Source organism: Solidesulfovibrio carbinolicus (assembly GCF_004135975.1).
In the GTDB taxonomy this organism is placed as follows: domain Bacteria; phylum Desulfobacterota; class Desulfovibrionia; order Desulfovibrionales; family Desulfovibrionaceae; genus Solidesulfovibrio; species Solidesulfovibrio carbinolicus.
Map to the genome: position 1 here is coordinate 4242501 of NZ_CP026538.1, position 15442 is coordinate 4257942.

15 protein-coding genes (1 of these 15 running past the window's edge) are annotated in these 15442 nt (G+C 67.9%); 7 read left to right on the forward strand and 8 right to left on the reverse strand.

Annotated features, from left to right (window positions below; genetic code table 11):
• Positions 1–133: the 5' portion of a glycosyltransferase family 4 protein gene (locus tag C3Y92_RS19005; protein ID WP_129355284.1), read on the reverse strand. The gene continues 983 nt to the left of window position 1, outside the view; the window shows 133 of its 1116 coding nt (coding positions 1–133); it begins with the start codon at positions 131–133; its stop codon lies beyond the left edge, outside the window.
• The gene (locus tag C3Y92_RS19010) at positions 130–1254 is read right to left on the reverse strand and encodes a glycosyltransferase (protein WP_129355286.1); all 1125 of its coding nucleotides are present in this window, start codon (positions 1252–1254) and stop codon (positions 130–132) included. Before C3Y92_RS19010 ends, C3Y92_RS19005 begins: the two co-directional genes overlap by 4 nt.
• 122 nt (positions 1255–1376) lie before the next feature.
• On the opposite strand from C3Y92_RS19010, the gene C3Y92_RS19015 reads away from it, so the two are divergent.
• Both C3Y92_RS19015 and C3Y92_RS19020 read left to right on the forward strand, forming a co-directional pair.
• Positions 1377–1571 carry a hypothetical protein gene (locus C3Y92_RS19015; protein WP_012749913.1) on the forward strand — a complete coding sequence of 65 codons (195 nt, stop codon included), beginning with the start codon at positions 1377–1379 and terminating at the stop codon, positions 1569–1571.
• 175 nt (positions 1572–1746) lie between these two features.
• On the forward strand, positions 1747–1959 hold the full coding sequence (locus C3Y92_RS19020; RefSeq protein ID WP_129355288.1) for a hypothetical protein: 213 nt from the start codon (positions 1747–1749) through the stop codon (positions 1957–1959).
• A gap of 177 nt (positions 1960–2136) precedes the next feature.
• Here C3Y92_RS19020 and C3Y92_RS19025 read toward each other — a convergent pair whose 3' ends face one another.
• Complete coding sequence (locus C3Y92_RS19025; RefSeq protein WP_129355290.1) at positions 2137–2553, reverse strand: hypothetical protein; 417 nt, start codon at positions 2551–2553, stop codon at positions 2137–2139.
• Entirely contained in the window at positions 2550–2741 is a 192-nt protein-coding gene (locus C3Y92_RS19030; RefSeq protein WP_235669544.1) for a hypothetical protein, read from the reverse strand. The genes C3Y92_RS19025 and C3Y92_RS19030 overlap by 4 nt, the downstream gene beginning before the upstream one ends.
• A gap of 523 nt (positions 2742–3264) precedes the next feature.
• On the opposite strand from C3Y92_RS19030, the gene C3Y92_RS19035 reads away from it, so the two are divergent.
• The 3 genes from C3Y92_RS19035 to C3Y92_RS19045 all read left to right on the forward strand — a co-directional run bounded on the left by C3Y92_RS19035 (position 3265) and on the right by C3Y92_RS19045 (position 8185).
• On the forward strand, positions 3265–4533 hold the full coding sequence (locus C3Y92_RS19035) for an HDOD domain-containing protein (RefSeq protein WP_129355294.1): 1269 nt from the start codon (positions 3265–3267) through the stop codon (positions 4531–4533).
• A 16-nt stretch (positions 4534–4549) separates the two neighbouring features.
• A complete protein-coding gene (locus C3Y92_RS19040; RefSeq protein WP_129355296.1) occupies positions 4550–5104 on the forward strand; it encodes a hypothetical protein in 555 nt (184 codons plus the stop codon).
• 129 nt (positions 5105–5233) lie between these two features.
• On the forward strand, positions 5234–8185 hold the full coding sequence (locus C3Y92_RS19045; RefSeq protein WP_129355298.1) for a PAS domain S-box protein: 2952 nt from the start codon (positions 5234–5236) through the stop codon (positions 8183–8185).
• Between the two features lie 82 nt (positions 8186–8267).
• Here C3Y92_RS19045 and C3Y92_RS19050 read toward each other — a convergent pair whose 3' ends face one another.
• From C3Y92_RS19050 to C3Y92_RS19065, 4 genes are all read right to left on the reverse strand, one after another.
• Positions 8268–9284 carry an SGNH/GDSL hydrolase family protein gene (locus tag C3Y92_RS19050; protein ID WP_129355300.1) on the reverse strand — a complete coding sequence of 339 codons (1017 nt, stop codon included), beginning with the start codon at positions 9282–9284 and terminating at the stop codon, positions 8268–8270.
• 3 nt (positions 9285–9287) lie between these two features.
• Positions 9288–9887, reverse strand: a complete 600-nt coding sequence (gene plsY, locus C3Y92_RS19055) for a glycerol-3-phosphate 1-O-acyltransferase PlsY (protein ID WP_129355302.1) — start codon at positions 9885–9887, stop codon at positions 9288–9290.
• On the reverse strand, positions 9888–11990 hold the full coding sequence (locus C3Y92_RS19060) for a ribonuclease catalytic domain-containing protein (protein WP_129355304.1): 2103 nt from the start codon (positions 11988–11990) through the stop codon (positions 9888–9890).
• A gap of 223 nt (positions 11991–12213) precedes the next feature.
• On the reverse strand, positions 12214–13491 hold the full coding sequence (locus C3Y92_RS19065; protein ID WP_129355306.1) for an IMP cyclohydrolase: 1278 nt from the start codon (positions 13489–13491) through the stop codon (positions 12214–12216).
• A gap of 149 nt (positions 13492–13640) precedes the next feature.
• On the opposite strand from C3Y92_RS19065, the gene C3Y92_RS19070 reads away from it, so the two are divergent.
• Together C3Y92_RS19070 and C3Y92_RS19075 are read left to right on the forward strand one after the other, a co-directional pair.
• Positions 13641–13985, forward strand: coding sequence for a hypothetical protein (locus tag C3Y92_RS19070; RefSeq protein WP_129355308.1), 345 nt, complete (start codon positions 13641–13643; stop codon positions 13983–13985).
• Positions 13985–15301, forward strand: coding sequence for an adenylosuccinate synthase (locus C3Y92_RS19075; RefSeq protein ID WP_129355310.1), 1317 nt, complete (start codon positions 13985–13987; stop codon positions 15299–15301). The genes C3Y92_RS19070 and C3Y92_RS19075 overlap by 1 nt, the downstream gene beginning before the upstream one ends.
• Positions 15302–15442: the final 141 nt, after the last annotated feature.

Genomic DNA, 15442 nt, shown 5'->3' on the forward strand with positions numbered 1-15442 from the left:
CGAAGTAGGCGATGTCGAAGTCGCGCCCGTAGTCGCGCTCGATGGCGGCGTAGAGGCAGCGCAAGTAGCGGCCGATGCCGGTATTGACCGTGGCCAGGGGCACGGCGTTGACGAGGACGCGCAGTTTTCTCATTTTTTCAAACCATTGTCAGAGTGTCCCGCCATCACGTCCCGGGCCAGCTTGCGCATGTTGTCCACGAAGACCGTCGTGTCAAAGGCCGCCGCCCGACGCTGGCAGGCTTCGCGCATGGCCAGGGCCTCGGCCGGCCCCAGGGCGCGCACGGCCTGGGCCACGTCCTCGGGCGTGGGGTCCGGCGGCAGCAGAATGCCCGTCTCGCCGTCCACCACGGTTTCGGTCAGCCCGCCCTCGCGCACGCCGATGACCGGCTTGCCGGCGGCCATGGATTCCACCGGCGAGATGCCGAAATCCTCGTCGCGCGGGATGTAGATGGTGGCGATGGCCGTGCCGATGAGCCGGCGCAGTTCGGCCGCCTCGGTCCAGCCGCGGATGTCGATGTTGGGGCACCCGCGCGCCATGGCCCGCACCCGGTCGAGCTCCGACCCGCCCGAAACCACCACGAGTTTCTTGTCCGGCATGGCGGCAAAGGCGGCCACCACGCGGTCCACGCGCTTGAGCACGTCCACCCGGGCCGTGGACAGGTAGAACGGCTCCTGCCTTATATATTGATAGGCGGCCGTGTCCACGGGCGGATGGATGACGACGGCGTCCAGGCCCAGGAAATCGCGGATGCGCCGGCGCACGGTCTCGGAGTTGGCGACCACGGCGTCCATGGCCCGCACGGCCGCTTCGTAGCGGCGGCGGTAGCGGCCAGCCAAAAGCCGCCACAACGGCCGGCGAAACGCTGGTTGGCGGGCGAGGTAGAAGTCGCGGTGGTCGTAGAGGATGCGCGGCGGCGTGTGACAATAGAGCAGCTGCGGTCCGTGGATCCGGCCGTGACCGAGGAGCGTGAGCGAACCGCTGTGCAGGGCGAGCGGCGTGTCCACGGGCGGCATCCCCTCGAAAGCCAGGGACATGGCCAGGGTCAAGGACAGCCTGGCGGCCAGGGGATGACGGGCGCGGGCCTCAAGGCTGACCGGGGCGCGGCCGGCGAAATAGCCGTCCGGGAAGGCGGCCGGATCAAACCGGCCCGTCAGCATATCGGCCTCAAAGGCCCGGGCCAGGGTCACGGCCACCAGTTCCCCGCCGCCGGGAAAGGCAAAGGCGTCATGGAGCACGAGAGGGCGCGGGGACATGGTCACTCCTTGGGGGTTTTGCCGCCCTCGGATAGCCCGAGCGGCCCCGGCTGGCAATCCCCGGGCTTGCCCCGGCCAGCCGGCGTGCTACAAGGAAGCATCCGAAATGGGAGGACATTGCCATGGACCAGGAGCGAACCATCATCCTTGGCGGCGTGGAATGCGACTATGACCCGCAAACCCGCATCGCGCTGGTGTACTGCGCCAACTGCTCGGAGCGAAACGAAGTGGAAGTCTGGCTGGCCGACGACGGCCGGCCGGAATACGCCGGCTTTGTCTGTGAAAAATGCGGCTTTTTCAATACCCCGGAAGGCTGACCGGGCGTTTTGTTGACCGTGCCGGCTGTCGCGCGACGCCTGGGGAGCGGCAAGGCTTCGTCCCCAAAAGACGACGCGAGGCCGGGACTTCCGGGCACAAACGACATTGCCCCGGGCGGCCGCCTCGGCTACACCCGTTGTCACGGCACCCAGCCGCCATGGGAGACGTACGGTCATGGCGCAGGACAACACCCTGGCGTATTATCTGGAAATGATTGAGCAGGCCCCGAGCTACCAGGATCTCGTTTTCATCCGCAACCGCATCTTCGACGCCGTCGAAGCCACCCTGTCCAAGGAGGACGTGGACACGGTCAAGCGGACCTGGACAGCGCGGGCCAAGGATGAATCCGTGCCAGTGGTGCCGCCGGGACAAGGGAAGACGGCCTAGGGGCGCGCGCCCTGGAAAAAGCGTGTTGATCGGGCTTTGCCCTGGGAACGATGGGACTCCCTAAAGGTCCCCGCCCGGAAGTCGCAGCCGTGAAAAGCGCCAAGGCGTTTCGTGGAAAAGACGAGAACGACGGATTTTTCTTAAAAAATACGCTGGGATTTATGCAGTGATGCGCCCCTAGGGACCGGCCCGCCGGGTCAGGCGCAGCTTGAGGGAGGGGCCGGATTTGGGGGCAAAGACGGCCTCGGCCGTGTCCGGGCCGGTGAGCGTGCCCTTGAGCAGATGGCCGCTGGCGTGCTGGGCGGCGAACTCGTCGCCGAGGATCACGCCGGCCACGTGGTAGGTGTTGGAACCGCCGGAAAGCGGGTCCGGGATGACCACCACCCCGTAGATCATGTCGCCCTGGCGGGTGAAGCTGGCCGTTACCGTCTGGCCCAGGGCCTCGGCCGTCCAGGCGCCGACGATATCGTGGACTCCCGCCGCCCGGGCCGCCGGGGCCGGGGCCTTGGGCGGGACCTGGGACAAGGCCGGACCGGGACCGGCCAGCGCCAAGGCGGCCAGGAGCAGCCCGGCCAGCAGGCCAAGCCGGCTCATAGCAGCCCCTCGCGGCGCATCAGCGTCATGAACTTGGTGCGCACGGCCTTGAGTTCCAGGACGATGGACTCGACCTGGGCGTAGTGGCTTGAAAATTTGACGGCCGTGTCGAGTTCGCGCTGGCGTTTGGCCAGGCGTTGGTTGACGAAGTCGAGAAAGGCCTGGGGGCCGGAATCCTTGTTCTCCAAAAGGTGCTCCCACGCCATGGCCTGCTGACGCGGACAGGCCCGCGCCGAGAAGCGGCCGCAAGGCCTTTTCCGCTATGGCGTCCTCGGGCTATAATCACGATTGGGGCGGCCAGCAAGCCCAAACGGCGGAGAGGGCGGGCGTCGCCAAAAAGCGGAAGCCGCCCAGGCCCAGGGAGTGGCCCAAGCGGCTTCCTGAAAAGGCCGTGGTGGCGTGTTGGGGGAGGAGGCTAGGGGGTGACCGCCACGGCCAGTGATTCGAGCGGCTCGGAGTGGGAAGGCCGTCCGCTTTCGATTTTCTTTAAAGCAAATGCCGGGCCAAACTGACGAGCCTTGAAAGTATTTTTTTCACATGTAATTTCAAGACATTGAAAACGGGCCCTGCAAAAACTCCGTCACAGGGCTGAAAAGCCCGGCGCGGTGTCTTTCTTTTCGGTTAGCTTTTTTACAATCTTAATCCGCAGGGGCGAGATTCCCGCGCCGCCGGGACCACAACCCGGGCGCAACCGCACCGGAGGCACAGCCAGTGGGCAAACGCAACATCGACGACATCACCCCGGGCATGACCCTTGGACAGGCGGTCTGCGCCCCGGACGGCCGGGTCCTGGCCGCCGCCGGCACGACCCTGTCCGAGGACCATCTGCGCCTCATGCGGGCTTACGGCGTGCGCGACGCCGACATCGCCGGCCAGGACGGCGATCCGGCCGCCGATGCGGCCAAGGCCTTCACCGCCACGGCGCAGCGTTGCCGCGAGCTGCTGCGCCGCCGTTTCCTGGCCTTGGACCGGGAAAGCGCCGTGGGCAAGACCATCTTCGAGCTGGCCGTGTCCCGGGCCGCCGGCCGGGTCCTGGATCAGGGCCTCAGTCTGGACGAGGTCGCCGCTTCCCCGGCCCTGCCTTGCCTGGCCCCGGAACGCCAGCTTTTCGACGACGCCGCCACCGATCCGGCCGAGCTCGTCTCCGGCGAGGTAGAGCTGGCCACCCTGCCCGAAGTCCACGTCCGGCTCCTTAACGCTCTGGGCAAGGACGAGACCGGGCCGGCCGAACTGGCCGCCATCATCGGCCGCGACCCAAGCCTGACCGCCCGGCTGCTGCGCCTGGTCAACAGCCCGGTCTACGGGCTGCGCGGGCCGGTGGACTCCATCAGCCGGGCCGTGACCATGGTCGGCCAAAAAGAACTCTCCACCCTGGTGACCGGGCTGGCGGCCGTGTCGGCCTTTTCCGACATCGCCCCGGAACTGTGCGACATGCGCATGTTCTGGCGCCACGCCGCCGCCTGCGGCGTCTACGCCTCGCTCTTGGCCCGCTCCGTGCCGGGGTTGGCCCCGGACCGGGGGTTCGTGGGCGGGCTGCTCCACGACCTGGGGCAACTGGTCATTCTGCGCAAGCTGCCGGCCGCCGCCGGCCGGGCGCTGATTCTGTCGCGGGTGGAGGGGTTGCCGGCCAGCGAGGCCGAGACCGCCGTGCTGGGCTTTGACCATGCCGCCGTGGGCCGCACGCTCCTTGCCGGCTGGAATTTCCCGCCGGCCCTCATCGCCATGGCCGGCGACCACCACCGCCCCGACGGCGCGCCGGGCTCCCGAGAAACGGCGCTCATTCATGTGGCCGACATCCTGGCCCAGGCCTGGGACTGGCCGGCCTTTTCCGGTCCGCCCATGCCGGCCCTTGACGAACCGGCCTGGCACAGCCTCGGGCTGTCCGAATCCGTCCTGGTCGATGTGGCCAGGGACGGCGACGACGCCATCGCTGAAATCGAATCCGTGTTTTTCTCCGGCCCGACCGGCCGGCCGCACTAATCCCCAAGGAATCGCCATGACCGCCGACAAACCGCGCGCCATTCCCCGACGCCACCTGATCCGCGCCCTGCTTGGCCGCGACATCCCCAGCGACCCGGCCCCCGTTCCGGAGCCGGAACGGACCGTGCCCGCCGCCCCAGCCGCCGATCCCCACGCCGCCGGAAACGCCGCCTACGCCGCCGGCGACTACGCCGGGGCCGCCGCCGCCTACCGGGTCTCGGTGCGCGGTGACCTATCCAACCCCATGGCGCGCGCCCGCCTCGGCTACGCCCTCTACGCCACCCGCCAGCTCATCCAGGCCAAGGTGGAATTCGAACACGTGCTGCACCTGACCAACGGCGGCGACGCCTTTGCCCGGCTGTGCCTGGGCCTGACCCTGGCGGCCCTGGGCAAGACCGATAAGGCGGCCGACAACCTGGAGGCCTTTGCCGCCCCCCAGGCCGAGGAACTCGCGGCCCTAAGCCTGCGCGTCGCCGCCAAGCTGCGCGACATCGGCAACGCCGATCCCGCTCCCCTTATCCTCACCCTGGAGCGCTCGGCCCGGGCCATGGGCTTTTTGCCCGAGGCCTGAGCCGGTTCCCGGCGCTTCCCGAAAGCCGCCTGGGACGTGCTCCGCCCAGGCCGCGACAGCGCCTGAAGGCCACGCGTCGTGGCCATTTTGACTCTTGTGGCCGTACACCGTGCACGCTATGGTGCACAGATGACGCCCCCGCAACACCCCTTTGGCCAACGCATCCGCCAACGCCGCCTGGAACGCCTGGCCACCGACCCGGCCTTCACCCTGCGCCGGCTGGCCGGACGCCTGGGCATCCAGCCCTCCTATTTAAGCCGCTTGGAGCGCGGGGCCGCCCCCAGCTTGTCCGAGGACAACCTCCAGGCCCTGGCCCGGGAACTGGGCGATGAACCCGACATCCTGCTGGCCCTGGCCGGCAAGCTTCCGGCCGATGTGCGCCAGGCCCTTCTGGCCGCGCCCGGCGACCTCCTGCCTCTGGTGCGGGGACTTGTGCGCAATCCCGCCCTGGCCCCCGGCTCATCGGCGCAGCTGTGGCAATCCTACCGCGAATCCCAGCATCTGGCCCGGGTGGGCAGCTTCGTGCGCGACCTGACCACCGGCCAGGACTCCTGGAGCGAGGAATTCTTCCGCATCTTCGGCCTGCCCCTGGACGGCCCCACGCCCACCTTCGAGGAGTTCATGGCCCTGGTCCATCCCGAGGACCAGCCGGCCGTGGCCGCGGTGCGCGCCCGGCTCATGACCGACGACGGGCCGGTGCAGTACGCCTACCGGTTCCGGCGCGGCGACGGGCTGTGGCGGCACGCCAAGGCCGTGGCCCGCTGCGAATGCGGCCCCGATGACCGGGTGCGGCGCATCCACGGCACGGTGCAGGACGTCACCACCGAACGCCAAGCCTTAAATGACCTGCGCAGCGTGGCCCAATTTCCCGAAGCCAACCCCAACGTCGTCTTGCGCGTGGCCCGCGACGGCCGCCTGACCTACGCCAACCAGGCCAGCGCCGGTCTGCTGGAGACCGCCGGCTTGGCCGTGGGCGACCTCGCGCCCGCCCCCCTGGCCGCCGCCGTGGGGCAAGCCCTGGAAACCGGCCGGGAGACCAGCCTGGAACTGCCCGCCGGCGAGACAATCCAGCGCCTGACCGTGGTCCCCGACAGCTCCCAGGCCCATGCCAATGTCTACGGCCGGGACGTGACCGTCGAGCTGGCCCTGGCCAAGCGTGTTCACGAACTGCGCCGGGAGTGGGCTGAAACCCAGGCCCAACTCAACGCCGTGCTCGAAGCCAGCCACGATGGCGTGGTCCTGGTGCGGGCCGATGGACGCGTGCTTCGTGGCAACGCGGCCATGGCCCAGTCCCTGGGCCGGTCGGACGGCCCGGACGCCCTGCCGGGGCTGCACCGAAACGACGTCTTCGGCCCGGACACCGCCACGCTGGTGGAACGCGACGATCTGGCCGTCATGGCGGCGGGCGCGCCAAGCCTCCTGCCGCCGCCCATGCAGGTCATCGTCAGCGACGGGTCCACCCGCTCTCTCCAGATTTCCCGCGCCCCCCTGCGCGACGCCGACGGCCGGGTGGCCGGCTTTTGCGCCATCACCCGGGACATCACCCAATGGCAATACGCCGCCGAGGCCCTGGCCGAATCCCAGGCCCGGCATCAGCGTTTTTTTGACGACGCGGTGCTCGGCGTCTTTCACACCACGGCCGAGGGTCGCATGTTGGCCGTCAATCCGGCCCTGGCCCGGCTTTTCGGCTACGCCTCTCCCCAAGCCATGCTGGCCGAGATGGGCGACGACGTCTCGGCCGGCTTCGCCGAGCCGGAAAAACGCCGTGAGGTGGTGCGGCGACTGGCCGGCAAGGAGGGGCTGCTCAACTTCGAAAACGTCTACCGTCGCCGCGACGGCACAACGTTTATCGGCGCGCTCCACGCCCGGATGACCAGGACCCCGTCGGGGGAACGCCTGATCGAAGGCTTTGTCGAGGACATCACCGAACGCAAACGGGTCGCGGCGGAACTGGCCGCCAGCGAGGAGCGCCTCAAGACCCATCTGCGCAACTTTCCCCTGCCAAGCTTCACCTTCGCCAAGCGCGGCCGCGACCTTGTGCTGGCCGACGCCAACAAGGCCGCCGAGGCGCTGTTTCGCGGCCGCGCCTCGGCCATGCTCGGGAGTTCGGCCGAGGCGGTCTTCGCCGACGCCCCGGACGTCTACCTGGCCTTGTGGAGCGCCTTGGAAGGCCGGCGCGGCGACCGGCGCGCCCTTGCCCTGCGCCCGCCCGGGGCGTCCGAGCCGGGGCTTTTCGACATGACCTTTGTTTTCGTGGCCCCGGACACGGTGATGCTCCACGCCGAGGAAGTGACGGCCCTGGCCAAAATGCGCGAAAGCCTGCAACGCACTTCGGACCAGCTGCGCTCCATCCTCGACCATGTGCCCTGCGCCGTCTATTTCAAGGATCCCGCCGGCCGCTGCATCATGGTCAACCGGGCCGTGGCCGAGGCTTTCGGCCTGCCCGACGAACCCCTGGCCAATCTGCCCGGCGGCTCCATCCACGAGCCGGAGACGGCGGCGCGCATCGCCGAAGACGACCGCCGCATCCTGGCCTCGGGCCAGGCCGAAACCTTTGAGGAAAACGTCCTGGTCCGAGGCCGGCCGCGCCGCTTCCTCACCACCAAGACACCGCTTCACGATGAGCACGGCCAACCCTACGCCCTGTGCGGCATGTCCCTGGACATCACCGAACGGGTGGAACTGGCCCGGGTGCTGGAAGCCGAACGCGACACCCTGCGCACCATCCTTGACCATGTGCCTTACGCCGCCCTGCTCGCCGCAAACGACGGGGAGACCTTGTTTCTCAACCGCCACTTCACGGCCTTGATGGGCTACAGCCGGCACGACATTCCCCATGTGGCGGCCTGGTTGCCCAAAGCCTACCCGGATCCGAACCTGCGCGCCCGGGTCGAGGCCGACTGGCGCGCCTGCCAGGGCATCGACTGCCGCAGAATCTATCCGGTGCGCTGCGGCGACGGCCGCTCGCGCTGGATCGAGTTTCGCTGCGCGGCCCTGGGCGAAGGCCGGATGCTCATCACCCTCAACGAAGCCGATCCCCGGCGGGCGGCGCACTGGCTCGCGCCCAGGACCTCGGACTGAGGCAACCGCCCCTGTCGCCATGCGAAAACGCCCGGTCGCTTGCGCGACCGGGCGTTTTTCATGTCCTGCGAACGGCGTCGCGTCAGTTGGCCGACGCCGGGGCCAAAGCCCTGTAGAGCAGATCGGCCATGACGGCGTTGAGTCCGACATTGGCGTGGCTGTCCACGCCGTTGACCACGAGCTCACCGGGCTTTTTGTCGATGATAAGCGGCGTGAGATCCAGGACGTCCACGCCCCGCTCGCCGAAATAGCCGGCTACCCGGGCGGTCATGGCGGCGCTGCCGGCCACGTCGGACAGGCTGGGGATGAGCAAGGCCACCAGACGGATGTGGCGCTCCCGACACCAGAAAACAATGGCGTCCAGTTCGGCGGCGTGGGCGGCGAACACCGTCTTGTCGGCGTAGGCCCCGCGCAGCCGGTCCCAGAAGCCGGCCGAGGCGTCGTCGAGATTGCCCATGCGGGCCAGTCGCCAATACACGAAATTGGCCAGGGCGAAATGATCGACCAGGGATTTAGTGAGGGTTCCCTGGGGAAAGCGCACGGCAAAAGTCAGGGAGTGGCCCGATTTCTCGGCGGCGCGGTAGATGTCGTTGACGAAATAGGCCAGCACCACCACGTCCGGGGTCACCGGATAGGAGGCCATGGCCTCGTATTCGTCCACCGAATCCCAGCCGATCTTGGCCACGTTGACCACCCGCCAGCCCTGGCCCAGGCGACGGGCCAGCCCGTCGCCGAAGCGGTCGGCCGGGTTGTCGATGCCGTGCCCGGCGGCAAAGGAATCACCAAGGACCATGACGATCTTTTCGCCGTCCTTGCGCGGGGCCGGCTCGACGTCGCGGTAACCCAGGGCATTGACCGGCCGCCAGTAGCGCTCAAACCACTTGCGGCTGGACATGGTGAGGTTGAAGCCGTCGGACTGGGCAAAAAACAGGGCCATGCACAGTTCCAGGACAATAAGCCCTAAAGCCAGGGCGTCCACGGCCACGAGCAGGCCCATGCCGGCCGTGCGCCCGCGCCCCTTGGGCAGCCGTGCGAGCAGCCAGCCGGCCGCCAGATTGACGGCGGCCAGCCCCAGGACGACATACAGAAGATGCAGCATGGATCAGGCGGCCTTGGCCCGGTCCTTGCGCCAGGATTTCTCCTGGCCGCTTCTGAGCCGGGCGATGTTTTCCCGGTGCTTGTGGATGACCAGCCCCCCGATGATCGCCGCCGCAGGGACCAGGAAAACCGGTCCGAACCAAGCGCACAGGATCGGCAAGGCCACGGCCAGGGTCAGGGAACCGGCCGAGACATAGCCCGACACCCGGATGACGGCCACGCAGGCAGCCACGGACAACAGCGCCGGGATGGGGGCCGCGCCGAGAAAGACGCCAATAGTTGTGGCCACGCCCTTGCCGCCCTTGCCGTAGAGGAACACCGAATACATGTGCCCGACCACGGCGGCCACGGCCACCATGCTCAGAAACACCGGCGAGTCGGTCATGGCCCGGGCGCACAGCACCGGGACCAGACCCTTGGCCAGATCAAGCACCAGGGTGAGCACCCCAAGCTTCGTGCCGCACAGGCGCGAGACGTTGGTGGCCCCGGTGTTGCGGCTGCCGGCCAAGCGCGGATCGATGCCGCGCCCGACCAGGGCCACCACCAGCCCGAAAGGGAACGCCCCCAGCAGATAGGTCAGGACAAGAAACGCTGTCGCCGCCATTTAGCCCTCTCCGAAAAGCTGTTCGTCGGGCAGGCTGGCCGGAATCTCTTCCGCGCCGAACACCCGCAGTTCGTTGGTGAGCGGATCGATACGCCCCAAGCGTAGCGCATACCGCTGGCCGGTGTAAATCGTATCGCCCAAGGTGTCCCGGGTGGCCCGGACGTAAATTTGGAAATCGGGCAGGGACAGGGAGATGAACCCGCCGGCCACGTCCACCACCACGCCCTCGAAGGTGCGTTCCTTGCAATGGCGCTGCAGGAAAGCAAGCTTCCAGTAGCGCGGCCGGAAACGCTGCACCCGGCCCACGGCCTCGATGCGCGAAGACAACAGCGGCAACCGGGCTTCGAGTTCCCCCCGGCTCCAGCGCGGCGCGCCCGTGCGCAGCAGAGCTTCGAGCTGGGCCAGGTTGATGAGGTCGGCATAGCGCCTAAGCGGCGAAGTGACCGGGGCATAGGCCGGCGCGGCCAGGGTGGCGTGGGGCCGGGGATCGGGTTCGGTCAGGGTCGGGGGCAGTTCGCGCACGGCCCGCTGGATGGCCGGCGGATCGCTGTGAATGCCGCGAACCTCGGGCGGCAGGCGCGCGTCCTGGGTGCGAAAGAGCATGGCCGCGCCGTGGGACACGGCATAGTCGGCGGCGGCGGCGTTGCCCAGGATCATGAGTTCGCTGACCAAGAGCTGGGCCTTGGGATAGGCCGGGCAGACCGACATCTCGATTTTGACGTCGTCGGGGTAGCCCGACAGGCTGATCTCGGGTTCGGGGCGTTCGATGATGACCGCTCCGCGCTCCAAGCGCTTGGCCCGCAGCCAGGAGGCCACGCGCCAACCGAGTTGCAGATGGGGCGCGGCGTCGCCCCGGTCCAGGGCCGCTTCCACCACGGCGTAGGTGGTGTTTTCCGCCACCCGGACGAAGGTCTTGCGCATGGCGAAGCCCACGATCTCGCCTTCGGGGGAAAAGTCCCACTCCATGACGAGCGACGGCCGCACTTCCCCGGCGCGCAGGCTGTAGAGGTCGGTGCCCAGGCACTCGGGCAGCATGTGGCTCACACCCTCGGGCAGATACAGGCTCGAAGCCCGGTGAGCCACGGCCGTGTCCAAGGGGCCGCCGAAGTCCCAGTCCAGGGCCGGATCGGCCAGGGCCAGGGCCAGCCGGATGGTTCCATCGGGGCGGGTCTCGGCGAAAAAGGCGTCGTCGATGTCCCGGGTGGTGGGGGAATCGATGCTGACAAAGGGGATGGGTTCGGGCTCGCGGGAAAGCGCGGCCAGCCCGGCCCGGCGGGCCTCGATCTCGGCGGCGTAGGGCGCGTGCCAGTCGTCGCCGGCGGCGTAGTCGGCCTGGTCGAGATGGTAATTATAATGCGGCGGGACGATGCCCCACTGGGTGGCCAGGATATAGGCCTGGAGGGGATGGTCGGGCAGGCCCTTGCGCAGCATGGCCCACAGCACGGCGCTTTCCTGGTCGTCGGCGTCGGCCATGAGCCGGCGCAGCATGGCGGCCAGCTTGGCTGCCGCCTCGGGATCGAGCTTGGCGGCCAGGGCCGCGCCCTTCTTGCGGTCGCCCGTGGCCCAGCCGTGCCAGAGTTCCTTGAAAAAGGCCTGGCCGGCCACGACCACCTTTTCGCGTTCCTCGGCGGCGGCGGCTTCGGTGAGGCGGCGCTCCACGGTTTCGGCCGCATAGACCTCGAACTTGGGGGCGTGGAACTTGAAATGGGTCTTGCAGCCAAGAAGCGCCCGGCCCATGCCGGCCACGGCGTCAACGTCGGGTTTTTCGCCCACAAGGCCGGCGAACCATTCGGCCGATTCCTCGCGCACCTCGCCCTGGGCCAGTTCCCACAGCTCCAGCGGAGCGATGGCCTTGGCCGCGGCCTCGCGTTTGGCCTGATGGCTAGCCAGGATCTCGGAAATCGCGCTGCGGTCGCGGGGGCCGTCGTAGCGCGGCCCCATCCAGGGCAGCACCCGGGCCATGGCCATTTTTTCCTCGCGATGCGTGAGCGTATACACCCGCAGCCGACCCGAAGACTCTTCCAGCACCCAGGCCACCTGCGCCTGGTTGCCCTGCATGAACTCCACCAGACACCCCGGGCCGACGTAGCGTTCCAACGCCATCGATAATCCTTCTGTTTCGCGCGCAAGGCGGCCGGCGGCGGCCGGACGGCTTCCCGTCCGGCCCCGCCGGCCGCCCTTTTCCGTTTACGACAAGCCAAGATCGCGCCAAACCCGCGCCCTCGGCACAAGATACTCGTTCCGCCCCCTTAAAACCCTTTCGGGGGGTCCGGGGGCCTCAGGCCCCCGGCCGCCGGAGGCACTCTTCTCTTCTACCCTATCTACATTAATGCCTGAACGACCGCTGCCCCGTAAACACCATGGCGACCTGGGGCGTGGCTTCGTTGCAGGCGGCGATGACTTCGGTGTCGCGGATGGAGCCGCCGGGCTGAGCGATGGCCGTGACCCCGGCGCCGATGCACAGGTCCACGCCGTCGCGGAACGGGAAAAAGCCGTCGGACACCACCACCGATCCGGCCAGCCCGCCCATGGTCGCCTCGGTGCGGGCCTTGATGTCGGCCAGGCTGGCGGCGGCCTCGGGATCGGCGGCGGCCTTCTGGGTCAGCTCGTAGAGCGACAGCTTGTGGGCAGCGAAGGCCAGGCTGTCGGCGTACTTGGTCTTGGCCTTGAAGATGGTCAGCTCGACCACGCCGACCCGGTCCTGTTCGCCGGTGCCGATGGCCACGGTGGCCCCGTTTTTGACGAAGATGACCGAGTTGGAGGTGACGCCGGCTTCCACGGCCCAGGCAAAAAGCAGATCCTCGGCTTCTTGCCGCGTCGGAGTCCGGGCCACCACCGTGATCCCGGCCTTGTCCGTGGCCTGGGCCGGCAGGAAGTCGCCGGCAGCCAGGATGCGATTTCTGAACGAGAACTGGGCCACGATGCCGCCGTCGGCCAGGGACTTGAGGTCCAGGTAGGGCTGGCCCACGAGCTTGTCCAACTGGGCCAGGCCCGGAAGCTTGAAGATGCGGAGATTTTTCTTGGACTTGAGTATGTCCAGGGCGGCCGGTTCATAGTCCGGCGCGGCCACCACCTCGAAATAGACGGCGTTGATCTTTTCGGCCGTGGCCACATCCAGGGTGCGGTTGACCACGATGGCCCCGCCAAAGGCGGCGATGCGGTCGGAGGCAAACGCGGCCTCGAAGGCGGCGCACAGGCCGGCCTCGGACCAGGCCGCGCCGCAGGGATTGTTGTGCTTGAGGATGACGGCGGCCGGCTTGGCGGTCAGGTACTGGAGAATATTGACGCCGTTGTCCACGTCGGTGAGATTGGTCTTGCCGGGATGCTTGCCGGACTGGAGCAGATGCTCCTCGGTGGCGGCGCAAATCAGGCCGTCGCCGGGGCCGCGAAATTCCACGCCGCCCAGGGACAGGCGGCCGGCGGCCGGGGCGTAGAGCGCGGCCGGCTGGTCCGGGTTTTCGCCGTAGCGCAGGCCCTTTTCCTCGCCGTCGATGGTCCAGGTGCGCTTGGCAAAGACCAGTTCGGTCTCGCCCAGGCGGATGACGAGCTCGGACGGGAAGGGGTCTTCCACCACGGTGGTGTACATTTTCTTGAGGTCGCTCATGGCATGACCGCTCCTTGTGGCGTGTGTGCAGGCTGCCTAGCACAGCCGGCCCGGGGGGGCAAATTGCATTTGGAAGGGCCGGCCAATTCTGCTACCAAGGCCTGTCCGCGGCGCAACACGCCGCAGGTTTTCGGGGCAAGGGAGTTGTCGTGGAACAGGTGTTGCTCAAGATGGCCAAACAGCTTCGGGCCTTTGACGAAGCCTCCATCATGGCGCTTTGGGACAAATACGCCGAAACCGTCGAACGGTTCGAGCCGACCCAGCGCTGGGAAGAGGCCGTCCTGGTCCTGGCCATGATCCAGGGCATGCGTTTCAAAAACCAGTTGTTCAATCATCACTGGGCCAAGGGCCGCCAACCCGGCGAGGCGGACGAACCCGCCCCGGCCCCGGCCGCGACGGACATCGCCGCGCCCGCGCCGGCCGCCGCCAAACCCGGCCCCAAGCGCCAGGGCAAAGTCCTGGCCTTCAAGCCCAAGGATGGAGGAGAAGCATAATGGGTGAATTTCCGACGCAGCAAAACCCCGGTTCCGGGCGCGGCATCGTCATCCACGGCGCCCAGTGGGGCGACGAGGGCAAGGGCAAGATCGTCGATCTGCTCACCGAATCGGCCAAGGCCGTGGTGCGCTTCCAGGGCGGCAACAACGCCGGCCATACCCTGGTCGTGGGCGGCGAGAAAACCATCGTGCACCTGATGCCCTCGGGCATCCTCCACGACGGCAAGACGTGCCTCATCGGCAACGGCGTGGTGCTCGACCCCGAAGTGCTGTGCCGCGAGATGGATACGCTGGCCGCCCAGGGCGTGGACGTCACCCCCGAGCGCCTGACCATCTCCAAAAAAACCCAGGTCATCATGCCCTACCACCGGCTCCTCGACGGCGCGCGCGAAACGCTGCTGGCCGGCGCGAAGATCGGCACCACCGGCCGAGGCATCGGCCCCTGCTACGAAGACAAGATGGCCCGCATCGGCATCCGCGCCGGCGACTTCGCCTACCCGGAACTGCTGGCCAAAAAAATCGCCAAGGCGCTGGTGGAAAAGAACACCCTTTTCACCAAGCTCTACGACATGCCCGCCCTGGACCCCGACGAGGTGCTCGAACAGATCCTGCCCGTGGCCAAACGCCTGGTGCCCTACCTCGGCGACGTGTCGAGCATCATCCAGAAGACCCTGGCCGCCGGCGGCGACGTGCTGTTCGAAGGCGCCCAGGGCACCCACCTCGACATCGACCACGGCACCTACCCCTTCGTCACCTCGTCCAACACCGTCTCGGGACAGGCCGCCGCCGGCAGTGGCTGCGCGCCTAGCGTCCTCTCCCGCGTCGTGGCCGTGGTCAAGGCCTACACCACCCGTGTGGGCTCCGGCCCGTTCCCCACGGAACTCTTCGGCACCATCGGCGACTACCTCCAGGAAAAAGGCGGTGAATTCGGGGCCACCACCGGCCGCAAACGCCGCTGCGGCTGGCTCGACCTCGTGCTGCTGCGCGAATCCGCCCGCCTCTCCGGCCCCACGGACATCGCCCTGACCAAGCTCGACGTCTTAAGCGGCCTGTTCGAAATCAAAATCTGCATCGGCTACCGCTACAAAGGCAAAGTCTACGAATACCCGCCCCAGGACGAAGGCGCGCTGGAATTCGTCGAGCCGATCTACGAAACCATGCCCGGCTGGGAAGAAGACCTGTCCGGCATCACCACCTGGGAAGACCTGCCCCTGGCCGCCCGGGAATACGTCTCGCGCATCGAACAGTCGCTCAAAACCACCTGCTCCATCCTCTCCGTCGGCCCCGACCGTCGGCAGACGATTATTAGGGGATAGCGGGCGAGGAAGAGCGCGGAGAGAAAGACAGAAGAGCGGGCTCTGCCCGCACCCGCCGGGGGGATAATCCCCCCGGACCCCCGTCCCGGTGTTCGGTTGGGAGGGACGGGGGTCCGGCCGGCGGGCGCGAAGGCAGCCAAG

Excerpts from the sequence above, each read along its gene's own strand:
- plsY (WP_129355302.1), bottom strand. The coding sequence starts at position 9,887 with ATGGCGGCGACAGCGTTTCTTGTCCTGACCTATCTGCTGGGGGCGTTC.
- C3Y92_RS19040 (WP_129355296.1), top strand. The coding sequence starts at position 4,550 with ATGACCGCCGACAAACCGCGCGCCATTCCCCGACGCCACCTGATCCGC.
- C3Y92_RS19015 (WP_012749913.1), top strand. The coding sequence starts at position 1,377 with ATGGACCAGGAGCGAACCATCATCCTTGGCGGCGTGGAATGCGACTAT.
- C3Y92_RS19025 (WP_129355290.1), bottom strand. The coding sequence starts at position 2,553 with ATGAGCCGGCTTGGCCTGCTGGCCGGGCTGCTCCTGGCCGCCTTGGCG.
- C3Y92_RS19020 (WP_129355288.1), top strand. The coding sequence starts at position 1,747 with ATGGCGCAGGACAACACCCTGGCGTATTATCTGGAAATGATTGAGCAG.
- C3Y92_RS19010 (WP_129355286.1), bottom strand. The coding sequence starts at position 1,254 with ATGTCCCCGCGCCCTCTCGTGCTCCATGACGCCTTTGCCTTTCCCGGC.
- C3Y92_RS19065 (WP_129355306.1), bottom strand. The coding sequence starts at position 13,491 with ATGAGCGACCTCAAGAAAATGTACACCACCGTGGTGGAAGACCCCTTC.
- C3Y92_RS19075 (WP_129355310.1), top strand. The coding sequence starts at position 13,985 with ATGGGTGAATTTCCGACGCAGCAAAACCCCGGTTCCGGGCGCGGCATC.
- C3Y92_RS19060 (WP_129355304.1), bottom strand. The coding sequence starts at position 11,990 with ATGGCGTTGGAACGCTACGTCGGCCCGGGGTGTCTGGTGGAGTTCATG.
- C3Y92_RS19045 (WP_129355298.1), top strand. The coding sequence starts at position 5,234 with ATGACGCCCCCGCAACACCCCTTTGGCCAACGCATCCGCCAACGCCGC.
- C3Y92_RS19050 (WP_129355300.1), bottom strand. The coding sequence starts at position 9,284 with ATGCTGCATCTTCTGTATGTCGTCCTGGGGCTGGCCGCCGTCAATCTG.